Source organism: Pseudothioclava nitratireducens (assembly GCF_029210495.1).
Taxonomy (GTDB): Bacteria; Pseudomonadota; Alphaproteobacteria; order Rhodobacterales; family Rhodobacteraceae; genus Pseudothioclava; species Pseudothioclava nitratireducens.
Window position 1 is genome coordinate 198,372 of the sequence record NZ_JARGDK010000001.1, and the last position, 25,195, is coordinate 223,566.

The following is a 25,195-nucleotide window of genomic DNA, read 5'->3' on the forward strand; positions in this document are numbered from 1 at the left end:
GAAACCCGTGCTAGGCTGTAAAACAAGCAACCCCAAATCAAAAATCAACCGGGGTGCATGAGAGGCAGTAAAATGGCAAGAACCGTGACCGCGCTGGGGCGTTGGGTCCGCTATGGGCTATTTGCGATTTCCATGATCTTCGCGCCGATCTTGGCGCAGGCCGCACCTTATGCGGCGCTGGTCATGGATATGCGCACGGGCGAAGTGCTGTATTCCAAGAATGCCGATACCCGGCTGCACCCGGCCTCTCTGACCAAGATGATGACGCTCTATATCACGTTCCAGGCGATCGAGCGGGGCGAGATCAGCCTCGACACGAAGGTCACGGTCAGTGCCAATGCCGCCAGCCAGCCGCCTTCGCGGCTTGGCCTCAAGCCCGGCCAGAAAATCGCCGTGCGCTACCTGATCCGCGCGGCTGCGATCAAATCCGCCAATGATGCGGCCTCGGCGCTTGGGGATGCGATCTCGGGCAATGAGTCGAACTTCGCCGCCCGTATGAACCGCACCGCCAAGGCGCTGGGGATGCGCAACACCTCATTTCGCAATGCTAACGGCCTGACCCGCGCCGGGCATCTCTCGACGGCGCGTGACATGACGCTGCTTGGGCGTCGGCTGTTTTATGATTTTCCGCAATATTACAACATCTTCTCGCGCAAGACCGCCGATGCCGGCATCGCGCAGGTCGCCAATACGAACCGCCGTTTCCTGAGCGCCTATGAGGGCGCGGACGGGATCAAGACGGGCTATACCTCGGCTGCGGGCTTCAACCTGACGGCTTCGGCCAAGCGCGGCAACAAGCGTATCATCGCCACGGTCTTCGGCGGCACCTCGACCGCGCAGCGTAATGCCAAGATGGCAGAACTGCTTGATCTGGGCTTTGGCCGCGCGCCGAACCGCGTGAAAGAGCGCGCCCCGGAGGCACCGCAACTCTTGGCCGAGGCGGCGGCACCCCAGCAGGGCAGCGCCAAGACCATTCGCCTCGTGCGCGCACCGAAATCGAGCCCGCGCCCGCTGCCCCGCCCGGGCGTTGCAACGCATGATGCGGATGCGATCGCCCTCGCACTGGCGGCCGCGCAAGCCGATGCAGCGGCGCAGAAACTGGCCGAGGCGGTGGTGGCGGACGTGACCGTGCAGCCCGAGGCCGTAGCCGCTGCGGCGGGTCTTGCGGCAAGCCCGCGTCCGATGGCCCGGCCCGGCACCATCGTCGCCGCAGCACCCCCTGCGGTCGTGACCGAGGTCGAAGCGGTCGAACTGGCCGAAGCCACGCTTGCACCCGAGCCGAGCCCGGAGCCCAATGGCTTTATTCAGTCGACCGAACCGCAACCGGAAACGCTGACCCTCGCGGCGGCGGTGCTTGAAGACGAAAGCATGGCCGAGGGCGATGCAGTCCCGAACGATCCGATCTTCGCCCGCACCAGCGTGCCGCAGCCCGAAACCCTGGCCATGGCCGCGGGTGCCCCGCCATCGCGCGCGCAGAATGTCATTCTCGCGGCCCTGACGCCGCCCGCACCCGCCCCGCGTCAAAAACAGCAGGTCGTCGCCCGCGCGTCAAGCTCGGGTGGACGTGGGCATGGGATCAGCCTCGGTTTGTTTGCGTCCAACTTCGCGGCAGAGCGCGCGCTGCTGACCACCGCCTTGATGGAAAGCGACACGCTGGGTGATGCCCTGCGCAAGGTGGCGACGCGCAAGACCGGCTACGAGGCAAACTTCGTCGGCATGAGCCGCGATACCGCTGAACTTGCCTGCGCACGGCTAGCAGCGCGGGCGACGGATTGCACGGTGATCGGTCCCTGAGCTTCCCCGTGACGGGACCGCCCTGCAAAAAGCCGCGCACCCTTCTGGCTGCGCGGCTTCTTCGTGTCTGACCCTTGGCTCAGTCTTGCCGGGGGTGGTCGTCGAACTCGTCCGACAGGATACGCTCGGCATCCCCCTTCGGGTCTTCGAACTGGCGCGACCGCAGGGCCCAGAAGAACGCCACCAGCCCCACGCCCCCGAGAAACAGGGAAATCGGGATCAGGAAGGTCAGCGTTTCCATGGCAGGCTCCGGGTCATTTCAGGCGCAGCGAATTCAGAGAGACCGTGATCGACGAGGCCGACATCGCCAACGCCGCCGCAAGCGGTGTTGCCAGCCCGATCAGCGCAATTGGCACCGCAACGATGTTGTAGAGAATCGAGATCGCAAAGTTCTGCTTGATCCGGCGGCGGGCCTGCGTGGCGATCCGAGTCGCATCCGAAACCGGCGCGAGATCCTGACCCAGCAGAACGATATCCGAAGCGGTGCGGGCGGCGTCGAGCGCCGATGCGGGCGAAACCGAGACATGCGCGCGCGCAAGCGCAGCGGTGTCGTTCAGGCCATCGCCCACCATAAGCACATGACGCCCCTGCCCGGTCAACTCTCCGACAAGCTCTGCCTTTTCGTGCGGCAAGGCGCCGGCGCGCCAATGCGAGATGCCGAGCCTTGCAGCCAGATCGGACACCGCCCCCTCGACATCGCCCGACACCAGCCAGACTTCGGCACCAGTCGCCTTGAAAGCGGTGATAGCCTCTTCGGCGCCCGGACGCAGACTGTCGACGAAACGGATTGAGCGGGGCGCGGCCTCGCCTATGCGCAGGTGGGTCGCGGTCGCGTTTCCCGCCTCAGCGCCGATCCAGTCGGCGCGACCAAGGCGGAGGACCTGATCGCCCAGCCGTCCTTCGATCCCGTAGCCGGGCACTTCGCGCAGATCGTCGAGCGGGGTTGGCGCGACGCCCATCGCGCCAGCAGCCTCAAAGAGTGCACGCGCGAGCGGGTGCGAGGAAGCGCCTGCCAGCGCCGCCGCAACCGCGAGCTCCTCCTGCGAGAGATCGTCGAGGTTCTCGGGCGTGGGCGCCCCCATGGTCAACGTGCCGGTTTTGTCGAAGACGACCGTATCGACCTCGGCCAACCGTTCAAGCGCGGTCCCGTCCTTGATCAGCAACCCCTTGCGGAACAAGCGTCCAGATGCAGCGGTCACCACCGCCGGCACCGCAAGGCCCAGCGCACAGGGGCAGGTGATGATCAGCACCGCCGCCGAGATATTGATCGCGTGGCGCACATCGCCGCCGGTCAGCCAGAGCCATGTCCCAAACGCGGTGAAAGACAGCAGGTGGACGATGGGCGAATAGGCGCGCGCGGCACGCTCGGCCAGCGAGGTGTAGCGCGTCTTCGCGCTCTCCGCAGCAGCGACCAAATCCGCCATTCGATGCAGCGAACTGTCTTTGCCCGCGGCGGTCACGCGCAGCAGGAGCGGCCCTGTAAGGTTCACCTCACCGGCCGATAGGATTGAACCGGGGCCTGCGAAGACCGGCAGCGACTCGCCCGTCAGAAGCGAACGGTCGGTTTCGGAATTTCCCTCGATCACCGCGCCGTCCGCCGGGATACGTCCACCCGGGCGCACCCGAATGATCTCGCCGGGTTTCAGATCGCCGACAGGCACGGTTTCTTCGCTGCCGTCTTCGCGCAAACGCGTCGCGCGCGGCACTTCAAGCGCCGCCAGCTCTTCGGCCGCAGACCGGGCCACCGCGCGCGTGCGATAATCGAGGTAGCGCCCGACCAGCAGGAAGAAGGTCAGCATCACGGCCGCGTCGAAATAGGCGTGGTGCCCCGATTGCGAAGTCTCATAGAGCGAGATCGCCGAGGCAAGGATGATCGCGAGCGAAATCGGCACATCCATACCGAGCCGCCCACCCCGCAGCGAGGCCCAAGCGGAGCTGAAGAAAGGTTGCCCCGCGAAGATCACGGTCGGGATCGCAATGGCCGCCGAAATCCAGTGGAACAGATCGCGCGTGGCAGATTCTGCACCAGACCACACCGCAATCGAGAGCAGCATGATGTTCATCATCGCAAAGCCCGAGACCCCGATCCGCATCAGCAGATCGCGCCCACGCTTGTCTGTCTCGGTCGCCGAGAGCATCCCCGCATCAAGCTCATGCGCCTCGTAACCGATCCGGTCGAGCGCTTCGATCAGGGGCGTAGGTTCGACGCCCGGCTCTGCATCAACGGAGACGCGCTTGAGGGTCAGGTTCACCCGCGCAGAGCGCACGCCGGGTTGCTTGTGCAGCTCACGCTCGACATCGCTGATGCAGACCGCGCAATGGGCCGTCGGCAGCGACAGCATGATGCGCGCACCCTTGATATCGCCGGATTTCGCCAGATCTTCGGCGGACGGTGCCGCAAGACAAGCCGGGCAGGCCGAGGCAGAGACATGCTCGTCCATCTGCGCGGCCTGTGAACCATTTACCGTTTGTGTGCCTGTTTCAATGGCCGAAGAGAGGCTCATGGCGTCAGCCCTTCACAAAGAAATCCAGTCGCTGCCGGAATGGCGTGCCATCGCGCGCCTCGGCCGTCAGGTGGATCAGCCAAGCGCCCGGTTCGAGCGCGATCTCCGTCGAATAGATGCCGCCACTATATGCGAATTCGGGGGTCTGGTCATCGCGCACATGGGTGGTGCGACCGATCAGCGCCTCAAGCTTGGCGATTGGCGCGGGCAGGCCCTGGGCATCGCGGATCACGAAGCTGAGCACGCCCTCCGAATAGGTCGGCTCAACGGTCCAGCCAAGCGCCTCCTGCGCGCCGCGCTCTGCATCGAAGCTCTGAGAGGCCACATAGGAATTCTTCACCTCAAGCCCCGGAAAGGTGCCGATCGCCTTGTAGGCCATGAAGACATTAACAGCGATGATCGTGCCGAAAGCGCCGATCAAAATCATGAGGACTTTCTTGCCGGTGAGTTCCTTGGCCATTGTCGTTCCCTGAGCTTTGCATCCTGTTCATACTCTGCCCGCTCTGGGCGGAAAAGCCCCGGGGCCGGTTCGCGCGCCGGCCCCGGGATCACATTTTCATCGGCTCAGCGCTGGCCGGTCCCGTTGAACACGGTCTCCGACGAGTCGCGGTCGGTGGAGCCGGTATCCTCGATCCACAGCCGCAGATCGGTCCGGTCCGCCGTCGCCAGAGGCGAGCCTGCCGGCGCCTCGAGATAAAGCCGCTGGGTCAGCGTTTCATCCGGCGGCACGGTGACGGTGTCGGCATCTTCGCCTTCAAGATGGACCGTGAGCCCGTCAACCGGCTGCCCGTCCACACCGACGATCGACACCTTGAAGGTCGTGTCGTCCCCGGCCTTGTTGCGCAGACGCAGCGTGTAGATGTTGCGCACCGAGCCGTCGCCCTGGATCACGTAGAGCGGATCGCGGTTCGGCGTCACGTTGAAGTCAATGGGCGAACGCATGAACAGCGCGACGACAAGGCCGATGCCGATCGCGGCCCAGAGCCCGAAGTAGAGCAACGTGCGCGGACGGAAGATGTGCTTCCAGATGTTGCGAGGATGACCGCCGGCACGTTCAAGGTTTTCGTCTTTGAGTGCCATGTAACCGATCAGGCCGCGCGGTTTGCCGATCTTGTCCATCATCTCGTTGCAGGCGTCGATGCACAGGCCGCAGGTGATGCACTCAAGCTGTTGGCCGTCGCGGATATCGATCCCCATCGGGCAGACGTTGAAACAGGCCATGCAGTCGATGCAATCGCCTTGCGTCGGATCATGCTCGCCCTTCTTGAGCTTGCCGCGCGGTTCGCCCCGCCACTCGCGGTAGGCGATAACCAGCGTGTCCTCATCCATCATTGCGGCCTGAATACGCGGCCAGGGGCAGGCGTAGATGCAGATTTGCTCGCGGGCAAAGCCGCCGAATGCAAAGGTGGTAAGCGTCGCAACCGCGATCGTCGTGTAGGCGATGGGCGAGGCATCCCCGGTGAACAGGTCTCGCAGCAGCGTCGGCGCATCGGTGAAGTAGAACACCCATGCCCCGCCGGTCGCAACACCGATCAGAAGCCAGATCGTCCATTTGGTGAACCGCTTGCGGATCTTCTCGAAGTTCCATTTCTGGCGCAGCAGACGGATGCGGGCGTTACGGTCGCCTTCGACCCAGCGCTCGACAAGAATGTAGAGATCGGTCCAGACAGTCTGCGGGCAGGCGTAGCCGCACCAGACCCGGCCCGCCGCCGAGGTGAACAGGAACAGGCCCAGGCCCGCCATGATCAGAAGACCCGCGACGAAATAGAATTCGTGCGGCCAGATCTCGATCATGAAGAAGAAGAAACGCCGGTTCGCAAGATCGACGAGCACCGCCTGATCGGGCAGCGCCGGGCCACGATCCCAGCGAATCCACGGCGTGATGTAGTAGATGCCGAGCATCACCGCCAGAAGTGCCCATTTCAGGTTGCGGAAAGCCCCGCTGACGCGCCGCGGGAAAATCGGTTCGCGGGCGGCGTAAAGGGGGGGCGGTTCGACGGGTTCGGTGCTGCTCACGGGTCTTTCTCCGTTGGCGATGATATCAATTCGGTTGGAACCGTTCTGATATGGCTTGCCTTGCATTACTTTGACATGCGTCAAAAAGGCAGATTTGTGATACACATTTCCGCGTGCGCGATCGCAATAGATTCGGAATGCACGTTTTTCATGGGGTTAGCGCGCGCCGGACGTGTCGCCCGCCTTCTTGAAAAGACACCGGCGCCCCCAGGAAACGCGCGAACAGGACGGGGCGCCGGTGCTACCCGAGGGGGCCGAGGCCCCCCCGAATATCTGTGTTATTCGCCGCCACCCAGGCTGTGGACATAAGCGGCCACAGCGCGGATTTCAGCTTCGGACAGGCGCGTGTTCCAGTTCGGCATCACGCCATACCGCGCGTTGTAGATCGTCTCGGTGAGAGTCTCCACATCGCCGCCATAGAGCCAGATCGCATCGGTCAGGTTCGGCGCGCCCTGCGCGCGGTCGCCGGTGCCGTCTTCTGCGTGGCAGCTCGCGCAGTTGTCGATGAACAGCGTCTCGCCGTCACCCAGACCTGCCGAGTCGAACTCCTGACCCGAGAGCTTGCGGACGTATTGCACGACCTGCGCGATCTCTTCATCCGTCAGCAGCTCGTCCTTGCCGAAAGCCGGCATCTGCGAGAAGCGGGCTTCGCCTTCAGGGTCATCCTCGTTCCGGATCCCGTGGGTCACGGTAAAGTGGATGTCCTCGATCGAGCCGCCCCAGAGCCAGTCCTGGTCCAGAAGGTTCGGATAGCCGAGCGATTGCTGGCCGCCCGCACCCGAGCCGTGGCACTGCGCACACCAGGTGCGGAACACTGCCGCGCCTGCGTTCTGGCTGAAGTTGGCCAGTTCCGGGTCTGCCGAAATTTCGGTCAGATCGGCGGCGACCAGCTTGGCTTCGACCCCTTCGTTCGCAGCGTCATAGCGAGCGATTTCCGCCGCCACATCCGCACGGGTCGATGCCCCCAGAAGACCCGGCGTAGCCCCGTTCAGGAGCGGCCAGGCCGGCATGGCGACCGTATACCCGATACCCCAGACGATGCAGGCGTAGAAGGTATAGAGCCACCATTTGGGCAGCGGGTTGTTATATTCTTCGATGCCGTCCCACGAGTGACCCGTGGTCGCGACGTCCTGTTTCTTCGTCGGTTTTTTGCTCATTTCCACGCCTCCTTACAACGTGGCGCCGTCGTCAGAGCAGCTGCCGCGGCAGCTCCCCTGACAGGCGGGTTTGTCATCGTGCCGGAAGGGGATATTCGCCGTATCCTCATGCACGGCCCGCGAGCCCGGACGGAACGCCCAGATCACGACACCGATGAAGGTCCCGAACAGCGCGAGCATCGCCCAGCTATCCGCGAATTCCCGAAGGATATGATAGTCCATCCCCATTCCTCCTTAGCGACTTGCCACGGGTTCGAAGGTCGAGAAATCGACCATCGTGCCCAGAACCTGAAGATAGGCCACGAGCGCGTCCATTTCGGTCAGCGCGGGCTGGCCGTCGAAGTTGCGCACGTTCACGCCCTCGCCGTAACGCTCCAGCAGACCGTCGAAATCGCTTTCGGGATCGGCCTGAGCGGCGAAGTCGGCCTGAGCGGCCTCGATCATCTCGGAGGTATACGGCACGCCGACCATCGCGTCCGTCTTCAGACGGTCACCGATATACTTGGCGTCGATCTCGCGGTTCAGCAGGAAGCCGTATTTCGGCATAACCGATTCCGGCACCACCGATTGCGGGTTGATCAGGTGATCAACATGCCAACCGTCCGAGTAACGGCCACCCACGCGGGCCAGATCCGGCCCGGTCCGCTTGGAGCCCCACTGGAACGGGTGGTCGTACATCGACTCCGCTGCCAGCGAGTAGTGACCGTAACGCTCGACCTCGTCGCGCATCGGACGGATCATCTGCGAGTGGCAGACATAGCAGCCCTCGCGGATGTAAACGTCGCGACCCGTCAGTTCGAGCGGCGTGTAGGGACGCACGCCTTCAACTTCCTCGATCGTGTTCTCGAGGTAGAAGAGCGGCGCGATCTCCACGATGCCGCCAACCGTGACGACCAGGAACGAGAAGATCAGAAGGAGCGTCGGGCTCTTTTCCAGAACCCCGTGTTTATCGAGAATACCCATTGTTTCTCACTCCCTCTTATTCAGCCGGAACAGCGGCGACCGAAGCCGACGCGACGCGCGGCTGACGGGCGACCGTTGCCCAGAGGTTGTAGGTCATGATGATCGCACCGACGAGGTAGAGCACCCCACCAAGCGCACGCACCACATACATCGGGAATTTCGCTTCCACGGTGTCTGCGAAGGCGTTCACGAGGAAGCCTTGTGCGTCAACTTCGCGCCACATCAGGCCTTCCATGATGCCGGTCACCCACATCGAGGCGGCGTAGAGCACGATGCCGATGGTGGCGAGCCAGAAGTGCCAGCTGACCAGCGTGAGCGAGTAGAGGCGCTCACGGGCCCACAGGCGCGGCACGAGGAAGTAGAGGGTCCCGAAGGTAATCATCCCGTTCCAGCCCAGAGCGCCGGAGTGGACGTGACCGATGGTCCAGTCGGTGTAGTGCGACAGCGAGTTCACGGCCTTGATCGACATCATCGGACCTTCGAAGGTCGACATGCCGTAGAAGCCGATCGACACCACCATCATACGAATGACCGGGTCGGTGCGCAGCTTGTCCCATGCGCCCGAGAGCGTCATCAGACCGTTGATCATGCCACCCCAGGACGGCATCCACAGGATCACCGACATCACCATGCCGAGCGTCGAGGCCCAGTCGGGCAGCGCGGTGTAGTGCAGGTGGTGCGGGCCAGCCCAGATATACAGGAAGATCAGCGCCCAGAAGTGCACGATCGACAGCTTGTACGAGTAGACCGGACGTTCAGCTTGCTTCGGAACGAAGTAATACATCATGCCCAGGAAGCCAGCGGTCAGGAAGAAGCCCACGGCGTTGTGGCCGTACCACCATTGCGTCATGGCGTCTTGCACACCGGCGAAGACCTGAACCGATTTCGAGCCGAAGATCGAGACCGGAATGGCGAGGTTGTTCACGATGTGGAGCATCGCGATCGTCACGATAAACGACAGGTAGAACCAGTTTGCCACGTAGATGTGGGGCTCTTTGCGCTTGAAGATCGTGCCGAGGAACACCACCAGGTAGAACACCCAGACGATGGTCAGCCACCAGTCGACATACCACTCGGGCTCTGCGTATTCCTTGGACTGCGTCGCGCCGAGGATGTAGCCGGTCGCGGCAAGCACGATCATCAGCTGATAGCCCCAGAACACGAACCAGGCCATGTTGCCGCCGAACAGACGGGCGGCCGAAGTGCGCTGCACAACATAGAAGGACGAGGCAATAAGCGCGTTGCCACCAAAGGCGAAAATAACCGCCGAGGTGTGGAGCGGGCGCAGTTTGCCGAAGTTCAGATAGCCTTGCGCCCATTCGAGGTTGAGCGCGGGGAAGGCGAGCTGGAATGCGATGATGACCGCAACCAGAAAGCCGACAACGCCCCACAGGGTCGTTGCGATCACGCCGGCGCGAACCACGCCGTCGTTATATTCGTTTTGCGGGGCCGGTTGACGGTCCCCCATGGTGCGAAGCACCCAGATGAATGCGATTGCCGCGGCCAGCATGACCTCGATCGCGTTCACCATATAGGCAAGATCGCGCGCGTAATTGGCCGCGATGGCGGCAAGCACCGCCACAGCGCCCAGCGCGATCAGCTTAATGTAATCCCACATGTTGTGCGTCCCTTCGTCTTGTCCATCTCCCCGACTCAGACTCCGGGCCGGGGGTTTGACTGATGTCCTTGTGGTCCGAGGGTATGCCCGACGCCTTGATCTGCATCAAATCCCCGTGCTCCAGGTGGGCTGTTTCGTCGCAGGCTTGACTTATCACATGGCGCTGATTTCCGGGACCGGACAGGTTTTCGCCCCCTTTTCGGGCGGATCAACCGTGGTCGGCGCGGCCATGCGGCCGTCTTGATCCGCGTCAATGCGACGCGTGCGCGCTCGCGCTAGCGTCAGATTCGGAAACGCAAATGCCGGAGGCAAGCGATGGCTTACAAGACTCTTTTGACAATCGTGACCGATATGGCGGCCGCGCAGTCACAGCTCGAAACCGCGATCGGTCTTGCCCGGCGCGAGGACGCGCATCTCGACGTGATGTGCATGGGCGTTGATCGGACACAGACCGGCTATTACTACGCCGGCGCGACCGCCTTCGTGCAGCAGGAAACCATGGATCGCGCACAAGACGACGCGCGCAAGATCGAGGCCGCCGTGACCGAACGGCTCAAGGCCGAGGATATCCGTTGGGCCGCCGAGGCCGTGGTGAGCCAGATCGGCGCGATCGCCAGTGCGGTCGGGTTGCGCGCGCGCTTCGCCGATCTCGTCGTCGCGGGCCTGCCCTATGGCGAAGGCCGCGGCCCCGAAGTGGAAGCCGTCGTCGAGGCCGCCCTCTTCGAAGGCCACGCCCCCGTTCTGATCGTGCCCGATGGTTACACCGGTGCCGTCAGCGGTAAGCGGGTCGTCGTGGCATGGAACCAATCCAGCGAGGCGATGAACGCGATCCGCAAGGCGCTGCCCGAACTCAAAGCGGCAAATCTGGTCGATATCACCATCATCGACCCGCCTGCGCACGGGCCGGAACGTTCCGATCCCGGAGGCCAGCTCAGCCAGATGCTCTCGCGCCATGGGATCCATGCCGAGGTTTCGGTGCTTGCCAAGACGCTGCCGCGCGTGTCGGACGTGCTCAACCGCCATGTGCGCGACACCAAGGCCGATCTCGTGGTCATGGGGGCCTATGGGCATTCGCGCTTCCGTGAGGCGATCCTCGGCGGGGCGACCCGTTCGATGCTCGAAAAGGCCACGGTGCCGGTGCTGATGGCGCACTAAGCGCACAAACCGAAAGAACGATGCGCGGCGTCCCGGAACGACCGGAGCGCCGATTGCGCTTCAGGCGTTGCCCGGCCACGGTCGGAAAACCGGTTGCCTTCAGATCCCACAAGTCAGACTGTTCTTACCGGATTTAAGGGAGAGCCAGCGCCATGCACGACACGATTTCCGGAAGCTGCCTGTGCGGGCAGGTCACATTCGACATCACGGGCGGATTCGACAGCTTTTTCCTGTGTCACTGCACACGCTGCCAGAAAGATACCGGCTCCGCTCATGCCGCGAACCTTTTCTCGACACAGGCCCGGATCGCCTGGCGATCGGGGCAGGACATGATCAAGACATTTCATTTGCCCGGAACCCGACATGCCAAGAGCTTCTGCCGCGCGTGCGGCTCGGCTTTGCCGATGGTTCAGGGTGAGGGCACCCTTCTGATCGTCCCCGCAGGGTCGCTCGACAGCCCGCTCGACATGCGTCCGAATGCGCAAATCTGCTACGCCAGCCGGGCCGCATGGAGCGACTGTCTTGAGACCGTGCCAAAGCTTGATGGGCTGCCGGGCTAAGCGGCGTCAGACGAGGAAGCCACCATCGCTGTCATCGCCCGCCTCTTCGAGCAGGCGATCCATATTCGGCACCGTCACGTGACGCTTGCCCTCCAGCTCGATGACACCATCGCGCTTGAGCGCGGACATCTGACGCGACACGGTTTCCAGTGTCAGCCCCAAATAATCCGCCATCGCCTCGCGAGTCAGCGGCAGATCGAAGGTCATCCGCCCTTCCGCCGCACGCAGCTTGATCGACGCATCGCGCCGCGCCACGATGGACAGCAGTGAGGCGATCTTCTCACGCGCGGTCTTGCGCCCCAGAAGCAGCATCCATTCCCGCGCCGCATCGAGTTCGTCGAGCGTCATCTGCAACAGGCGCTGCGCGATATGCGGCGTGCGCTCCATCATTTCCTCGAAGGGCTTCTTGCGGAAGCAGCACATCAGAATGTCGGTCGTGGCCGTCACGTTATAGGCCGCGCTCGCGCGCCCCGGACGCCCCACAAAGTCGGACGGCAGAAGCAGACCCACCATCTGCGTGCGCCCGTCTTCAAGGGTCTGTGTCAGCGTCGCGATCCCCGACACGACGGAGGCCACGAAATCCATCTGATCGCCGGCCCAGATCACGGTCTGGCCAGCCTCGAAAGAACGGTAATATTTGATCTCTTCCAGCCGCTCGAGTTCGTCCGTCTCACAACGGGCGCAAACGGCACGGTGCCGGATGGGACAGTCGTTGCACTGCAACGATACCGGTTCCACGTCTTCGCAGGCCATGGCGGCTTTCTTGATTTGGGTCAATTTCTGTTGCGCGTCTTACCTCTATTGATACCCCCATGGAACAGGAATCGCAACTGACCCGGCTCGGTCTCTTCGACGCGCGGGTTCCCCGCTATACCAGCTACCCCACCGCCCCGCATTTCTCGGAGTCGGTGGGCAGCGACATCTTCACCCAATGGGTCGAGGCGATCCCCGAAGGGGCCGCTATCTCCTTGTATATGCACGTTCCTTTCTGCCGAAGGCTGTGCTGGTTCTGTGCCTGCCGGACGCAAGGCACGCAAAGCGACGACCCGGTGCGCGCCTATTCCGAGGTGCTGCTGGCGGAGTTGAAAATGCTCAGGGAGCGGCTGGCGCCCGGCGTCAAATTGTCCAGATTGCACTGGGGTGGCGGCACGCCGACGCTGATGCCCGCTGATATGATGCGCCGAGTCGCGGAAGCTGTATTCGAAGCCGTGCCGATGGGCGAAGGGGCCGAATTCTCCGTGGAAATCGACCCTAACGAGATCGACGACGCCCGCATGGACGCGCTGGCGCAGTCCGGGATGAACCGCGCCTCGATCGGGGTGCAGGATTTCGACCCCGAGATTCAAAAGGTCATCGGGCGGGATCAGAGCTACGAAATCACCAAGCGTGCGGTCGAGATGATCCGGGAACGCGGCGTGGCCTCGCTCAACGCCGATATTCTCTACGGCCTGCCCTACCAGGACAATCGCCGGATTTCCGAATCCGTGCAGAAGCTTCTCTCGCTCGGGCCGGACCGGGTGGCGCTTTATGGCTATGCCCATGTGCCGTGGATGGCGCGGCGGCAGACCATGATCCCCTCCGATCACCTGCCCACCCCGCAAGAGCGCCTCGCTCTGTTTGAAACCGCGCGCCAGCTTTTCGTGGCCGATGGGTATGACGAGATTGGCATCGACCATTTCGCTCTGCCCAGCGACGGGCTCTCCAAGGCGCTGAAGGCCGGCAAGCTGCGCCGCAACTTCCAGGGCTATACGGACGATCTCGCAGAGGCGCTGGTCGGCATGGGCGCGAGTTCAATCTCGCGCTTCCCGCAAGGCTACGCGCAGAACGCATCGGCCACCTCGAAGCACACCGGCGCGATCCGTGAGGGCAAGTTCTCGACCGCGCGCGGGCATGTGTTTTCTGCGGATGACATGATGCGCGCGCGGCTGATCGAGGCGCTGATGTGCGACTTCAAGGTCTCGACGGATGAGCTGGTCCGCGACTACGGTGCAAAACCGACCGAGTTGGCCACCATGTTCGCCGAGTGCGCCGCGAAGTTCGAGGACATGGTCCGCGTGACGACCTCGGGTCTGGAAATCCCCGAGAAGGGCCGCCCGCTGACCCGGATGATCGCCCGGCATTTCGATGCTTATGACCTGTCCAAGGCCGGGCATAGCTCCGCGATCTGAGCCCCTGCTGACCGCCTGTGCTTCGTCCCCGTCGGATGCCTCCGGCGGGGATATTTTCTGGCAGAATGAGGGGCCGGAACTTTTTCTTAAGCTTCTTCGGCTTTGCTGACCGGGCGGTACAGGCGGGGACGCCGATGACCGCGCAGAGTGACGATGCGCCCCCCTTGGTGAGCCGTGTGCAACTTCGGGGGGCGCTGGCGCTCTGTCAGTCTGCCGGAAATATCCTCGGGGGTGAATGGCCGCAGGCCAGAGGGGGCGGATAGCCCCCTGCCCGGCTCAGCGTTCGGTATGCCCCGCACGTTCGACGAATTCGACCAGTTTCGGCAGGCATTTCCCGTGCAGATCGTATGTCTCGACAATCGTGCGACGGGCCGCCGCGCGCTGTGCCTCATAGGCCGCAGGATTGGCCAGAACATCGGTGAGCGCCGCGCTCCAGCCCTCGATGTCGAAGAAATCCACTAGCTTGCCGTTGCGCCCATCCTTGATGACCTCGCGCACCGGATCGGTATCGGACCCGACCACCATGCAACCCGCCGCCATCGACTCCATCAGCGACCAGCTCAGCACGAACGGGTAGGTCAGATAGGCGTGGCAGCGCGAGACCTGAAGCATCGAGAGATAGGTCGGATAGGCCACCCGCCCGAGGAAATGCACGCGCGACAGGTCCAGCCTGTCGCCGACCTCGTCCAGCATCTTCTGCTTCCAGCTCGCGGCATCCTTGGGGGCGGCGCCATAGCTTTGCCCCTCCTCACCGACAATGGCGACATGGGCCTTGGGGCGCGCCTCGAGAACCGCCGGAAGCGCGCGCATGAAGCTATGGAAGCCGCGATAGGGTTCGAGCGAGCGATTGACGAAGGTCAGCAACTCGTCGCCCGGGCGGAAGCTGAGCGTCGTTTCGGGGATCTCGAAAAAGGCGTTTGGATCGGGGCGGACCCGGCCGGTGTCGATGCCGTCATGGCAGATCGTGATCTTGTCGCGGAATTCCGGCTGGAAAGTGGCTGCCTGAAACGCCGTCGGCGCGAGGGCGGCATCGGCCTGCACCATGGACTGCACCAGATGCGCAGAGCGCGCCACCGTCATGATCCGCGGCTCAAGGCCCTCCCGGCGGAACTCGGCGTCGAAATCGGTGTCGAGCCCCTCGCTGCGATACATCAGCTCGGCATAAACGAGGAGCTTCGCACGCGGCCAGACTTCCTTGAGGAACAGCGTCTCACCCCAGCCGGAATGGCCGAAAATCACATCCGGGTGGTAGTCGTGCTGATCGCGCAACTGCCGCGCGGCGAAAGCCGCCTTCAGGCCGCGTTCGGCGCAATCGGCATACATGCGGGTCAGGTTCGAGGACAGCGTGACCTCCGAGGGCTTGCGGTATTTCACCACCTTCACTGGCGAGGGGCGCGTGTTCGTCTCGGATGTCAGGGCAAGAACGTGATGGCCGCGATTGACGAGAGCGGGGGCAAGATGCGGGAACTGACCAGGGAAATTCTGATGAACGAACAGGATCTTCATGCGGCTCCGCCAAAACTGTCTTCACCGAGCGCCGCCGTCAGCAACGCGCGGGTATAATCGGTCTGCGGCGCGGCAAAGATCTGCTCGGCAGGGCCCGCCTCGACCACATCTCCACGCTTCATCACCATGATCTTGTGCGAGAGCGCGCGTACCACGCGCAGGTCGTGGCTGATGAACAGATAGGCCAGCCCGTAGCGTCGTTGCAGGGCGCGCAGAAGCTCTACGATCTGCACCTGCACCGTCATGTCGAGTGCCGAGGTCGGCTCATCGAGCACCACCACTTTCGGCCGCAGGATCATCGCCCGCGCAATCGCGATCCGCTGACGCTGACCGCCCGAGAATTCATGCGGGTAGCGGTGCATGGAGGCCGGGTCGAGCCCGACTTCTTCCATGATTTCCTCGACCATCTCGCGCCGATTGCGCCCCGGCTCGACACCGTGGACGGTCAGACCCTCGGCGATGATCTGCTCGATTGTCATGCGCGGGCTGAGTGAGCCGAACGGGTCCTGAAACACGATCTGCATGTCCCGGCGCAGCTTGCGCAACTGGCCCGAGGACCAGCGCGAGATATCCGCGCCATCATAGAGGATCGGCCCCTCGGACTGGATCAGCCGCATGATCGCAAGCGCGAGCGTGGTCTTGCCCGAACCGCTTTCGCCGACGATCCCCAGCGTCTCGCCAGCGCGCAGGCTGAGCGACGCGTCGTTGACCGCCTTCACATGGCCGACGACACGGCGCAAAAGTCCGCGCTGAACCGGGAACCAGATCTTCAGATGCTCGGTGCGCACCAGTTCGGGCGCGTCCGCGACGACCGGATCGGCGCGCCCGGTGGGCTCTGCCGCAAGCAACTTACGCGTATAGGGATGCTGCGGGTTGGCGAAAATCTCTTCGGCCGGCCCCTGCTCTACGATCTCACCATTTTGCATCACGCAGACCCGATCCGCGATCCGCCGCACGATGCCCAGATCATGGCTGATGAACAGAAGGCTCATGCCCAGATCGCGCTTCAGATCGGCCAGCAGGTCGAGGATCTGCGCCTGAATGGTCACGTCGAGCGCGGTGGTCGGCTCATCCGCAATCAGCAGTTCCGGCCCGTTCGCAAGCGCCATCGCGATCATCACCCGCTGACGTTGGCCGCCCGAAAGCTGGTGCGGGTAATCCGCCAGACGGCTTTCGGGGTTCTGGATGCCGACTTGGGTCAGAAGTTCGATGATGCGCGCGCGGGCCTCGTCGCCTTGCAGGCCCTGGTGGATGCCAAGGCTTTCGCCGATCTGCCGCTCGATCGTGTGGAGCGGGTTCAGCGAGGTCATCGGCTCTTGGAAGATAAAGCTGATATCGTTGCCGCGCACGTCGCGCAGCGCGGCCTCGGGGGCGCCGACCATCTCGCGGCCTTCGTAGCGGATAGAGCCTTCGATCTGCGCGTTCGAGCCGAGAAGTGCGACCGTGGACAGCGCCGTCACCGACTTGCCCGAGCCGGACTCACCCACCAGCGCCACGGTCTCGCCTTTGCCGACCGAGAAGGACACGCCCTTCACCGCCGGGATCAGCTTGCCGTCCTGCGAAAAGGTCACGCGCAGGTTCTCGACCTCAAGCACCGCGCTCATTTGAAAACCTTTCTGGGATCGAAGGCATCGCGCACGCCCTCGAAGATGAAGACTAGCAGCGAGAGCATGATCGAGAAGGAGAAGAAGGCCGCGAAGGCGAGCCACGGGGCCTGAAGGTGGCGTTTGCCTTGCAGCGCCAGTTCCCCCAGCGAGGGCGCGGAGCTTGGCAACCCGTAGCCCAGATAATCGAGCGAGGCGAGCATCGAGATCGTGCCGGTGATGACGAAAGGCAGCATGGTCAGCGTCGCCACCATCGCATTGGGCAGGATGTGGCGGAACATGATGACCCGGTCCGAAACGCCGAGCGCGCGTGCCGCGCGGACATATTCGAAATTGCGCGCCCGCAGGAACTCTGCCCGGACGACGCCGGTCAGCGCGGGCCAGCCGAAGAGGATCGCGACAAAGACCAAAAGCCAGAAGCTGCGCCCGAGGATCGCGAAGAGGATGATGATGACGTAGAGCGAGGGGGTGGAGGCCCATATCTCCAGAACGCGCTGGAAGATCAGATCCGTTCGCCCGCCGAAATAGCCCTGAATGGCCCCGGCGGCGATGCCGATGACGCTTGCAACCGAGGTCACGATGAGGGTGAACAGGATCGAGGTGCGGAAGCCGTAGATAACACGGGCCAGCACGTCGCGCGCCGTATCGTCCGTGCCGAGCCAGTGGTCGCCATCCGGAGCCGAGGGCGCGGTGCCCACGTTGTTGATCGTGCGGTAGTGGTAGGGGATCGGAGGCCAGAGGAGCCAACCGCGCTCGATCGGTTCGCCCTCGACCGTGCCCGAGGTCTTGGCCTCGGTCATGTAGGTCTCGGGATCGTCCCAGCATTCCTCGCGCCCGCCGGTCACGATCAGGCATTGCACGGCCTCGTCACGATAGATCGCCTCGGTTCGGAAATCGCCCCCGAAGGCGGTCTCGGGGTAGAAACGGTAAGCGGGGACGAAGAACTCGCCCCGGTAGCGCACGAGGATCGGCTTGTCATTGGCCAGCACCTCGGCCAAGAGCGACATCACGAAGAGCGCAAGGAACAGCCAGAGCGACCAGAAGGCGCGGCGGTTGGCCTTGAAGTTGCGCCAGCGGCGCTGATTGAGCGGAGACAGCGCCATCAGCCGGCCCTCCGCTCAAAGTCGATGCGCGGATCGACGAAGACATACATCAGGTCCGAGAGAATCCCAACGACGAGCGAAATCAGGCCAAACACGTAGAGCGTTCCGAAGACCACCGGATAGTTCCGCTCTGCCGCCGCCTGGAAGCCCAAGAGCCCCAGCCCGTCGAGCGAGAAGATCGTCTCGACGATGATCGAGGCGCCGAAGAACACGCCGAGGAAGGTCGCCGGGAAGCCCGCGATCACGATCAGCATCGCGTTGCGGAACACATGGCCATAAAGCACGCGGTTCTCGGCCAGACCCTTGGCGCGAGCGGTCACCACATACTGCTTGTTGATCTCGTCGAGGAAGGAATTCTTCGTCAAAAGCGTCATGGTCGCGAAGCTGGCGATGGTGGTCGCGGCCACCGGCAGCGTGATGTGCCACAGGTAGTCGAGCACCTTGCCGATCAGCGACAAATCCTCCCAACCGTCGGAGGTCAGCCCACGCAACGGGAAGATTTTCCAATAGGTGCCGCCCGCGAACAGCACCATCAGCATCACCGCGAACAGGAAGCCCGGGATCGCATAGCCCACGATGATGGCGCCGGAGGTCCATGTGTCGAAGGGCGTGCCGTCCTTCACCGCCTTGCGGATACCCAGCGGGATCGAGACGATATAGGCGATGAGCGTGGACCACAGGCCCAGCGTGATCGAGACCGGCATCTTGTCGAGGACCAGCTCCATTACCGTCTGCGCATGGAAGAAGCTTTTGCCGAAATCGAAGCGCAGGTAGTTGCCCATCATGACGAAGAAGCGCTCGACCGCGCCGATCTTCTCGGTGGTGCATTCGGGTGCGCGCACAGAGGGGGGGCCGGTGAAGCCGTCCTCGCAGACGATCCGCGAAAACCCCATATCGACTTCGAGCTGGGCAAGCTGGTCGGGGGATATTCCGCGCGCGCCCTGATAGCCGCCCGCCTCGACCCCGCCCTGCCCCGCGCCAGCATCGCCGCCGCCCGCAAAGTTGCGCACCGAGTCCGCCTCACCTTCGACGCGGGCGAGGATCTGTTCGATCGGTCCGCCCGGCACGAATTGGGTCAGCGTGAAGTTCACGATCATGATCCCGATCAGCGTCGGGATCACCAAAAGCAACCGCCGAAGGATATAGGCGCCCATTGACCTTTTCTGCCCTTTTTATTCGCCCCTGCGGCTCAGAACGCGCCCGCAGCTTTCAGTTTTTCGGCTTTTTCGGCGTTATACCACCAGAAATCCAGTTCGCCCAGAGAATAGGGCGGCAGGTTTTCGGGGTGCTCGTACATGTCGTAATAGGCCACCGTATGGGTGTCTTTATACCATTGCGGCACCCAGAACCGGAGCGCCCGCAGCGCCCGATCGAGCGCATGGACACGCGGCACAAGCTCGTCGCGGGTCTGCGCCTCTTCGACCAGCCGGATCAGCTTGTCGATGGCCGGATTGGCCAGACCCATAGCGTTGAACACATCGCCAACCGAGGCCGAGCCGAAATACTGCTGAAGATCGGCACCGGGGATGAAATCCTGCCCGACATGGCTGGTGATCAGGTCGAAATCATGCGCGCGGCGCTGGTTTTCATATTGGCTGTCATCGACACGTTCGTGGACCGCATCGACACCGATCCGGCGCAGGTTCTCGACATAGGGGTTGATGACCCGATCGAAGGTCTGGCTGTCATTGAGAATTTCGACGCGCAACGTTTTACCGGCGGCATTGCGGCGCAACCCGTCAGAGCCGACCTCCCAGCCAGCAGCGTCGAGCAACTCGCCCGCGCGGCGCAGATTGCCCCGGTCGATCTGTTTCTCACCCGAGACCGGCGCGTCCACCGCCGGGTCGGTCAGCACGCCCTCGGGCAGATCGCCCGCCAGCGGTTCGAGCAGCGCGAGTTCTTCGGGCGTGGGCGTGCCCGTCGCCTCAAGCTCGGAGTTTTCCCAGATCGAATTCACCCGCTCATAAAGCCCGTAGAACAGCGTCGTGTTGGACCATTCGAAGTTGAAGGCGAGCTGCAGCGCCTCGCGCACCCGGATGTCTTGCAGATCGGGACGGCGCAGGTTGATCAGATAGGCCTGCCCCGAGGCGATATTGCCGTTGTGAAGTTCGGCCTTCTTGACGTGACCGCGCGTCATCGCCGGGAAATCATAGCCCGTCGCCCAGAAGATCGAGGAGGCCTCGTTGCGGAAGGTGTATTGGCCTGCCTTGAATGCCTCGAAGGCCGAGTTGTAATCCCCGAAATACTCGATGCGGATGCGGTCGAAATTGTTGCGGCCCTTGTTGATCGGCAGGTCTTCGCCCCAGTAGTCGGGGTTGCGCTTCCACGTGACTGAACGATTGTCGCGCGCGGCGTCGAACATATAGGGGCCCGAGCCGATCAGCGGCACGTCCGAGGCCCGGTCGAGGCTGATTCCATCGCGTGCGAACTGCGCCTTGGAGAAGACCGGAAGACCACCTGCCGCCTGAATGATGTCGCGGCGCGGATAGTCTGCGGTGAAGGTGTATTTCACACGACGCTCGTCCAGCGCCTCGACCGAGGCGATCTGCTGCGCGACCACGTTGCGGAAAGAACTCAGCCCTTTGTCGCGGAGTTGCTCGTAGCTGAAGACCACATCCTCCGGCGTCATCGGCGTGCCGTCCGAGAAGGTGATCCCCTGACGCAGAGTGAAAATCACCCAGTCGCGGCTTTCGGGATACTCGAAGCTTTCGCAGAGCAAACAATAGGCCTCGCCGACCGTATCCGCCGTGCCGGTGAGCATCGATTCATGCGGCGCGGAGGCAAGCGCCGCCGCGCGACCCTCCAGCGTATAGGGGTTGAAATTGTCAAACCCGCCCGCCGTCCATTCGGAAATCTCGCCCCCCTTCGGCGCGTCCGGGTTGACGTAGTCGAGATGGGTGAAATCCGCGGCGTATTTCAGATCGCCGAGTGTCGAGATCGCGCTCGCGGTGAGCGTGTCCTCGGCCCGACCGATCCCGGTCAACCCGACCCAAAGCGCTGCCGCAAGGAGCAGCCCTGCGCCGGTCCGCGCCGCCAGAGCGGTTCTGTCTTGCGTCTGGGCCAGCGCCAAAGTGCGAAATGCAGCCATACCGTTCTTCCCCTGTGTCCTCTTGCGCGCATGTCCAAGGCTTGCGCGGGATTTTGCCCAAGCTAGCGGCGCGACGGGGCGGGGGGCAAGTTGCTTTCCCGTGAGCGGAAAACAAAAGGCCGCATCCGAAGATGCGGCCTTTCGATCTGGTCCGGGTGAACGGCTTATTGCAGCGATTGCAGATAGGCGATCACGTCGTTGCGGTCCTCGGGCTTTTTCAGGCCCGCGAAGGACATCTTGTTGCCCGGAATGTTCTCTTTGGGGTTGGTCAGATAGGCATCAAGCGCTTCGAGCGTCCAGGTGCCGCCATGCGCGGCCATCGCGTCCGAATAGGCGAACCCGTCCACGCCCGCGACGGCACGGTCGATCACGCCATCGAGATGCGGGCCGGTCGCGTTCGAGCCATCGACCTTGTGGCAGGCCTTGCACTTGCCAAAGACTTTCTCGCCCTTGGCCGCGTCGCCGGTGCCGAGCACGATCTGCGGCTCGTCCGCAGCCTCGGCCTCTTCGCCAGCGTCGCCCTCATCAAGCAGGCCGCCGGGTTTGTCGCTCATGCCGGCATGTTCTTCGGCATCGCCGTGACCGCCGCCGCCGATGGTGAAAAGTGCATTTGCCGCCCAGCTGCCGAGGAGGAGGAACAGGAAGGCGACCAGCACACCGCCAACTGCCTTGGTGAGTTTCATCGTGTCGAACATGGCTCTTCCCTGAATATCAGTTCAGTTGCGGCATCTACCCGAGATAGCCCCCCGGTTTCAAGCGATGTTTGCGACTGTTTGCGCCGCAACAAGCGAAAAACCCCGGTTCTGCGGCCCTTGTGACGGGCTCAGGGCTTCAGACCGGAGAGAAAGGCGATCAGATCGTGCCGATCCGAGTCCTTCTTCAGACCGCCGAAGGACATCGCGGTTCCCGGCAGCATCCGGCGCGGCTTGACGAGATAGGCATCAAGCAGTGCGGGCGTCCACGCCCCGTCCAGCCCGCGCATCGCGTCTGAATAGGGGAACCCCTCGATTGCGGCAGTGTCGCGCCCAACAACCCCGTTCAGCGGCGGACCGGAGACCACCTGACCGTCGATCGCATGGCAAATGGCGCATTTGCGCTCGAAGATCACGGCGCCGTTTTCCGCATCCGCCCCCGAAAGATCGAGCGCAGCCGCAGGCAAGGCCCCCAGCATAAGGCCTGCCACCGCCATCGCGGCGGGCCGTGCGAGCGTGTCGAACATGTCGCGTGTCATCATACGGGACAATATGGGTGCTTCCCCTGCCCCGGTTCAAGGTATAGGCAGACGCCGGGCCTGCGTCGGTTTGGCGCGGGATATCTGAATCGGCTCAGGCGGGAGGATCACATATGGCAGCGGCACTCAAACCGACCGGGCGGATCGCGTTTCAGGGCGAGCCGGGCGCTTACTCGCATCAGGCCTGCCACGAGGCGCGCCCCGACCTTGAGGCGCTGCCCTGCCGCACGTTCGAAGATGTGATCGAGGCCGTCCGCAAAGGCGAGGCCGATCTGGCAATGCTGCCGGTCGAGAACTCGACCTACGGTCGTGTGGCCGACATCCATCACCTGCTGCCGGAAAGCGGGCTACACATCATCAACGAGGCCTTCGTGCGGGTGCATATCAACCTGCTCGCAGTCAAGGGCACGCGCCTTGACGAGGTCAAATCAGCGATGAGCCACACCGTGCTGCTCGGTCAGTGCCGGGGCTTCCTACAACAGCATGGGCTGCACCGGATCGTGGGCGCGGATACTGCCGGTTCTGCCAAGATCGTCGCCGAGAAGGGCGACAAGGCCACGGCGGCGCTGGCGTCCGAACTGGCGGGCGAAATCTATGGGTTGGACTGCCTTGCCCGGCATATCGAGGACAAGCAGGACAACACCACACGCTTCCTCGTGATGGCACGCCAGCCTGACCTGACCCGGCGCGCCGAGAAGATGATGACCACCTTCGTGTTCCGCGTCCGCAACATTCCGGCCGCGCTTTACAAAGCGATGGGCGGGTTCGCGACCAATGGCGTGAACATGACCAAGCTGGAAAGCTACATGGTCGAGGGCAACTTCACCGCCACCCAGTTCTATGCCGATATCGAAGGGCATCCCGACGATGCGAATGTGAAACTGGCGCTCGACGAGCTGGCCTATTTCACCTCGCATCTGGAGATTCTGGGCGTTTACCCGGCCGATCCGCTGCGCGAACAGGTCTGAGGCTCAGGCCACGCCCGCGCGGCGCGCGCGATCTTCGATGTCGAGAGCATAGGCCCGGACGCGATCTGCAAAACGCTTGTTCAGATTGGAGCGGCCCAACTTGGCGGACTGGATCATCAGCCGCCCGCCAAGGCTGCGCGGTTTCACCTCGAAGCCGATCTGAAGTCGCGTGCGGCAGGGCGAAATCGGGGTCAGGTCGAGCCCGAGAAGCATTTCGAAACTGCCCGAGGTGCCCGCGTATTCAAAGCTCTCGGGGCGCGTGAAGCGGCGCAGGTCGATGATCACCTGCCGGGGCTTCGAACGCATCATGAAGGCCACATCCCAAGACATGCCTGCACCCGGCTCGGCCAAGGTATCAAGGCGGCGCAGGCGCGCGCCCCGGCGGGTCGCGGCACGCTCGAAACTGGTGAAATCCGAAAGCTGGTCAAAGACGAACTCGGCGGGGGCGGCGATATCCTCGCGGCTCGAAAACTTCATGATACGCTACTCTGTAGAATGGCAGGACCGGCGCCGGGGCCAGGGCCGCGCCGGTCGGGACTGTGCCGTCATTTCAGGCGGTCTGCAAGCCATTGCTGCAACAGCCACCCTGCAATCGCGCCGCGCCGTGGCGCGCGGATCGCAGGGTCGGTGCCCGCGAATATCGCAGTCAGACGCTCCCGCGTGACCCAAAGCGCGTCTTCGATCTCGGTCGGGTCGATGGTGATGTCATCCGAAACCGCACGCGCCGCACAGCCCAGCATCAACGAGGCCGGGAACGGCCAGGGCTGCGAGGCGACAAAGCGGACCGCCCCGGTCTGGATGCCGGTCTCCTCAAGCACTTCGCGGCGCACTGCATCCTCAAGCGTTTCGCCCGGCTCCATGAAACCGGCAAGACAGGAATACATACCCTCCGGCCAGCCCGGACTGCGGCCGAGGAGCGCGCGATTGCCCCGCGTGACCAGCATGATGACAACCGGATCGGTGCGCGGGAAATGCTGCCCGCCACAAGCCGGACAGGCACGCATCCAGCCCGCATCTCGCAGCGCGCTTTCCACCCCGCAGCGCGCGCAGAACCGATGCGAGCGATGCCACATGAACAGCGCCCGCGCGGTCGCCGCCAGTTCGGCATCGCGCGCACCCAGCCCTCCGACCCGGCCACGCAGCTCGGCAAAGACCGCACCGGGCGGCAGGTCAGGATGGGTCTGCTCGGTCGCGTCGAAAAAGGCGGTTGCGTCAGGCTGCGGGCCTTCGGGTACCCAGTCGCTCAGATCGGCGGCGAAGAGATGGCTCTCACCCTCGCGGCCCAGAAAAATCGGGGTTTCGGGGGCGTAGCGCAGCACCTTATGGCCGGGAACCACGCGGATCAGCGCTGCGTCCGACGTGAAGGCGGGGCGTCCTTGCCAGAACAGGACCACACGACTTGACGGATCGGCTGCAAGCCGGGCCAGCGCCTCGGTATCTCGGCGCAGCCCGGCGGCCCGGTCGAGACCCGAGCCCGGAAACGCCATCGGCGCATTGGCAGAATGCCCGGAGAACATGCGCTCTCTCCCTTTGATTGGCAAAGTCTTGCCTGCGGGTGATGCCATGGCAAAGGAGCCTTGACCAGCGCAGCAATATTGACGTTAGGTAAGTATACCTTCTGGGGCAGACCCTCGAAAAAGGGTCTGGATGGACAGCCTCTTTCTACCTATGGTTGAATTCAGGCAGAGGGCGGGTCTTCGGGCCCGCCCTCACCAAACAGCCCATTTTGGCTGGGACCTGAATGACGAAGCGCGCGCAGA

General features: G+C 63.3%; 23 protein-coding genes. 5 read left to right on the top strand and 18 right to left on the bottom strand.

Annotation, left to right across the window (positions count from 1 at the left end):
- Nucleotides 1–72: 72 nt before the first annotated feature.
- The gene (locus P0X85_RS00935) at nucleotides 73–1,794 is read left to right on the top strand and encodes a D-alanyl-D-alanine carboxypeptidase family protein (protein ID WP_275807060.1); all 1,722 of its coding nucleotides are present in this window, start codon (nucleotides 73–75) and stop codon (nucleotides 1,792–1,794) included.
- Between the two features lie 79 nt (nucleotides 1,795–1,873).
- Here the strand turns inward: P0X85_RS00935 and ccoS are convergent, their stop codons facing one another.
- From ccoS to ccoN, 8 genes are all read right to left on the bottom strand, one after another.
- Nucleotides 1,874–2,035: a cbb3-type cytochrome oxidase assembly protein CcoS gene (ccoS, locus tag P0X85_RS00940; RefSeq protein ID WP_275807064.1), complete on the bottom strand. Its 162-nt coding sequence runs from the start codon at nucleotides 2,033–2,035 to the stop codon at nucleotides 1,874–1,876.
- Between the two features lie 13 nt (nucleotides 2,036–2,048).
- Complete coding sequence (locus tag P0X85_RS00945) at nucleotides 2,049–4,235, bottom strand: heavy metal translocating P-type ATPase (protein ID WP_275807067.1); 2,187 nt, start codon at nucleotides 4,233–4,235, stop codon at nucleotides 2,049–2,051.
- Nucleotides 4,236–4,302: 67 nt separating this feature from the next.
- Complete coding sequence (locus P0X85_RS00950; RefSeq protein WP_275807070.1) at nucleotides 4,303–4,758, bottom strand: FixH family protein; 456 nt, start codon at nucleotides 4,756–4,758, stop codon at nucleotides 4,303–4,305.
- Between the two features lie 104 nt (nucleotides 4,759–4,862).
- Nucleotides 4,863–6,380 carry a cytochrome c oxidase accessory protein CcoG gene (ccoG, locus tag P0X85_RS00955; protein ID WP_420851757.1) on the bottom strand — a complete coding sequence of 506 codons (1,518 nt, stop codon included), beginning with the start codon at nucleotides 6,378–6,380 and terminating at the stop codon, nucleotides 4,863–4,865.
- A 212-nt stretch (nucleotides 6,381–6,592) separates the two neighbouring features.
- Nucleotides 6,593–7,471 carry a cytochrome-c oxidase, cbb3-type subunit III gene (gene ccoP, locus P0X85_RS00960; protein WP_275807076.1) on the bottom strand — a complete coding sequence of 293 codons (879 nt, stop codon included), beginning with the start codon at nucleotides 7,469–7,471 and terminating at the stop codon, nucleotides 6,593–6,595.
- 12 nt (nucleotides 7,472–7,483) lie between these two features.
- A complete protein-coding gene (locus P0X85_RS00965; RefSeq protein WP_275807080.1) occupies nucleotides 7,484–7,693 on the bottom strand; it encodes a cbb3-type cytochrome oxidase subunit 3 in 210 nt (69 codons plus the stop codon).
- Nucleotides 7,694–7,705: 12 nt separating this feature from the next.
- Nucleotides 7,706–8,434 carry a cytochrome-c oxidase, cbb3-type subunit II gene (gene ccoO / locus P0X85_RS00970; RefSeq protein ID WP_275807083.1) on the bottom strand — a complete coding sequence of 243 codons (729 nt, stop codon included), beginning with the start codon at nucleotides 8,432–8,434 and terminating at the stop codon, nucleotides 7,706–7,708.
- A 16-nt stretch (nucleotides 8,435–8,450) separates the two neighbouring features.
- Nucleotides 8,451–10,052 (bottom strand): cytochrome-c oxidase, cbb3-type subunit I, encoded by a 1,602-nt coding sequence (gene ccoN, locus P0X85_RS00975; RefSeq protein WP_275807086.1) that lies wholly within the window; start codon nucleotides 10,050–10,052, stop codon nucleotides 8,451–8,453.
- A gap of 315 nt (nucleotides 10,053–10,367) precedes the next feature.
- On the opposite strand from ccoN, the gene P0X85_RS00980 reads away from it, so the two are divergent.
- Together P0X85_RS00980 and P0X85_RS00985 are read left to right on the top strand one after the other, a co-directional pair.
- Nucleotides 10,368–11,207 (top strand): universal stress protein, encoded by an 840-nt coding sequence (locus P0X85_RS00980; RefSeq protein WP_275807088.1) that lies wholly within the window; start codon nucleotides 10,368–10,370, stop codon nucleotides 11,205–11,207.
- A gap of 152 nt (nucleotides 11,208–11,359) precedes the next feature.
- Complete coding sequence (locus P0X85_RS00985) at nucleotides 11,360–11,767, top strand: GFA family protein (protein WP_275807091.1); 408 nt, start codon at nucleotides 11,360–11,362, stop codon at nucleotides 11,765–11,767.
- Between the two features lie 6 nt (nucleotides 11,768–11,773).
- On the opposite strand, the gene fnrL is transcribed toward P0X85_RS00985, so the two are convergent.
- Entirely contained in the window at nucleotides 11,774–12,520 is a 747-nt protein-coding gene (gene fnrL, locus P0X85_RS00990) for a transcriptional regulator FnrL (RefSeq protein ID WP_275807094.1), read from the bottom strand.
- A gap of 59 nt (nucleotides 12,521–12,579) precedes the next feature.
- Here fnrL and hemN point away from each other — a divergent pair, with 59 nt between their 5' ends.
- A complete protein-coding gene (gene hemN / locus P0X85_RS00995; protein WP_275807097.1) occupies nucleotides 12,580–13,935 on the top strand; it encodes an oxygen-independent coproporphyrinogen III oxidase in 1,356 nt (451 codons plus the stop codon).
- A 276-nt stretch (nucleotides 13,936–14,211) separates the two neighbouring features.
- Here the strand turns inward: hemN and P0X85_RS01000 are convergent, their stop codons facing one another.
- The 7 genes from P0X85_RS01000 to P0X85_RS01030 form a co-directional block, all read right to left on the bottom strand.
- Complete coding sequence (locus tag P0X85_RS01000) at nucleotides 14,212–15,441, bottom strand: glycosyltransferase (RefSeq protein WP_275807099.1); 1,230 nt, start codon at nucleotides 15,439–15,441, stop codon at nucleotides 14,212–14,214.
- Nucleotides 15,438–17,045, bottom strand: coding sequence for an ABC transporter ATP-binding protein (locus tag P0X85_RS01005; RefSeq protein WP_275807102.1), 1,608 nt, complete (start codon nucleotides 17,043–17,045; stop codon nucleotides 15,438–15,440). Before P0X85_RS01005 ends, P0X85_RS01000 begins: the two co-directional genes overlap by 4 nt.
- Complete coding sequence (locus P0X85_RS01010) at nucleotides 17,042–18,148, bottom strand: ABC transporter permease (protein WP_275807105.1); 1,107 nt, start codon at nucleotides 18,146–18,148, stop codon at nucleotides 17,042–17,044. Before P0X85_RS01010 ends, P0X85_RS01005 begins: the two co-directional genes overlap by 4 nt.
- Nucleotides 18,148–19,302 carry a microcin C ABC transporter permease YejB gene (locus P0X85_RS01015; protein WP_275807107.1) on the bottom strand — a complete coding sequence of 385 codons (1,155 nt, stop codon included), beginning with the start codon at nucleotides 19,300–19,302 and terminating at the stop codon, nucleotides 18,148–18,150. The genes P0X85_RS01010 and P0X85_RS01015 overlap by 1 nt, the downstream gene beginning before the upstream one ends.
- Nucleotides 19,303–19,337: 35 nt before the next feature.
- Nucleotides 19,338–21,236 carry an extracellular solute-binding protein gene (locus P0X85_RS01020; RefSeq protein ID WP_275807110.1) on the bottom strand — a complete coding sequence of 633 codons (1,899 nt, stop codon included), beginning with the start codon at nucleotides 21,234–21,236 and terminating at the stop codon, nucleotides 19,338–19,340.
- A gap of 164 nt (nucleotides 21,237–21,400) precedes the next feature.
- The gene (locus P0X85_RS01025) at nucleotides 21,401–21,931 is read right to left on the bottom strand and encodes a c-type cytochrome (RefSeq protein WP_275807113.1); all 531 of its coding nucleotides are present in this window, start codon (nucleotides 21,929–21,931) and stop codon (nucleotides 21,401–21,403) included.
- Nucleotides 21,932–22,059: 128 nt separating this feature from the next.
- On the bottom strand, nucleotides 22,060–22,455 hold the full coding sequence (locus P0X85_RS01030; protein ID WP_275807116.1) for a c-type cytochrome: 396 nt from the start codon (nucleotides 22,453–22,455) through the stop codon (nucleotides 22,060–22,062).
- 125 nt (nucleotides 22,456–22,580) lie between these two features.
- Here P0X85_RS01030 and P0X85_RS01035 point away from each other — a divergent pair, with 125 nt between their 5' ends.
- Nucleotides 22,581–23,435, top strand: a complete 855-nt coding sequence (locus tag P0X85_RS01035; protein ID WP_275807119.1) for a prephenate dehydratase — start codon at nucleotides 22,581–22,583, stop codon at nucleotides 23,433–23,435.
- 3 nt (nucleotides 23,436–23,438) lie between these two features.
- On the opposite strand, the gene P0X85_RS01040 is transcribed toward P0X85_RS01035, so the two are convergent.
- Both P0X85_RS01040 and nudC read right to left on the bottom strand, forming a co-directional pair.
- The gene (locus P0X85_RS01040) at nucleotides 23,439–23,912 is read right to left on the bottom strand and encodes an SRPBCC family protein (RefSeq protein WP_275807122.1); all 474 of its coding nucleotides are present in this window, start codon (nucleotides 23,910–23,912) and stop codon (nucleotides 23,439–23,441) included.
- Between the two features lie 68 nt (nucleotides 23,913–23,980).
- Nucleotides 23,981–24,952 carry an NAD(+) diphosphatase gene (gene nudC / locus P0X85_RS01045; RefSeq protein WP_275807125.1) on the bottom strand — a complete coding sequence of 324 codons (972 nt, stop codon included), beginning with the start codon at nucleotides 24,950–24,952 and terminating at the stop codon, nucleotides 23,981–23,983.
- Nucleotides 24,953–25,195: the final 243 nt, after the last annotated feature.

Coding starts and splice junctions, on each gene's coding strand:
- P0X85_RS00935 (WP_275807060.1), top strand. CDS start 73: ATGGCAAGAACCGTGACCGCGCTGGGGCGTTGGGTCCGCTATGGGCTA.
- ccoS (WP_275807064.1), bottom strand. CDS start 2,035: ATGGAAACGCTGACCTTCCTGATCCCGATTTCCCTGTTTCTCGGGGGC.
- P0X85_RS00945 (WP_275807067.1), bottom strand. CDS start 4,235: ATGGACGAGCATGTCTCTGCCTCGGCCTGCCCGGCTTGTCTTGCGGCA.
- P0X85_RS00950 (WP_275807070.1), bottom strand. CDS start 4,758: ATGGCCAAGGAACTCACCGGCAAGAAAGTCCTCATGATTTTGATCGGC.
- ccoG (WP_420851757.1), bottom strand. CDS start 6,380: ATGCAAGGCAAGCCATATCAGAACGGTTCCAACCGAATTGATATCATC.
- ccoP (WP_275807076.1), bottom strand. CDS start 7,471: ATGAGCAAAAAACCGACGAAGAAACAGGACGTCGCGACCACGGGTCAC.
- P0X85_RS00965 (WP_275807080.1), bottom strand. CDS start 7,693: ATGGACTATCATATCCTTCGGGAATTCGCGGATAGCTGGGCGATGCTC.
- ccoO (WP_275807083.1), bottom strand. CDS start 8,434: ATGGGTATTCTCGATAAACACGGGGTTCTGGAAAAGAGCCCGACGCTC.
- ccoN (WP_275807086.1), bottom strand. CDS start 10,052: ATGTGGGATTACATTAAGCTGATCGCGCTGGGCGCTGTGGCGGTGCTT.
- P0X85_RS00980 (WP_275807088.1), top strand. CDS start 10,368: ATGGCTTACAAGACTCTTTTGACAATCGTGACCGATATGGCGGCCGCG.
- P0X85_RS00985 (WP_275807091.1), top strand. CDS start 11,360: ATGCACGACACGATTTCCGGAAGCTGCCTGTGCGGGCAGGTCACATTC.
- fnrL (WP_275807094.1), bottom strand. CDS start 12,520: ATGGCCTGCGAAGACGTGGAACCGGTATCGTTGCAGTGCAACGACTGT.
- hemN (WP_275807097.1), top strand. CDS start 12,580: ATGGAACAGGAATCGCAACTGACCCGGCTCGGTCTCTTCGACGCGCGG.
- P0X85_RS01000 (WP_275807099.1), bottom strand. CDS start 15,441: ATGAAGATCCTGTTCGTTCATCAGAATTTCCCTGGTCAGTTCCCGCAT.
- P0X85_RS01005 (WP_275807102.1), bottom strand. CDS start 17,045: ATGAGCGCGGTGCTTGAGGTCGAGAACCTGCGCGTGACCTTTTCGCAG.
- P0X85_RS01010 (WP_275807105.1), bottom strand. CDS start 18,148: ATGGCGCTGTCTCCGCTCAATCAGCGCCGCTGGCGCAACTTCAAGGCC.
- P0X85_RS01015 (WP_275807107.1), bottom strand. CDS start 19,302: ATGGGCGCCTATATCCTTCGGCGGTTGCTTTTGGTGATCCCGACGCTG.
- P0X85_RS01020 (WP_275807110.1), bottom strand. CDS start 21,236: ATGGCTGCATTTCGCACTTTGGCGCTGGCCCAGACGCAAGACAGAACC.
- P0X85_RS01025 (WP_275807113.1), bottom strand. CDS start 21,931: ATGTTCGACACGATGAAACTCACCAAGGCAGTTGGCGGTGTGCTGGTC.
- P0X85_RS01030 (WP_275807116.1), bottom strand. CDS start 22,455: ATGTTCGACACGCTCGCACGGCCCGCCGCGATGGCGGTGGCAGGCCTT.
- P0X85_RS01035 (WP_275807119.1), top strand. CDS start 22,581: ATGGCAGCGGCACTCAAACCGACCGGGCGGATCGCGTTTCAGGGCGAG.
- P0X85_RS01040 (WP_275807122.1), bottom strand. CDS start 23,912: ATGAAGTTTTCGAGCCGCGAGGATATCGCCGCCCCCGCCGAGTTCGTC.
- nudC (WP_275807125.1), bottom strand. CDS start 24,952: ATGTTCTCCGGGCATTCTGCCAATGCGCCGATGGCGTTTCCGGGCTCG.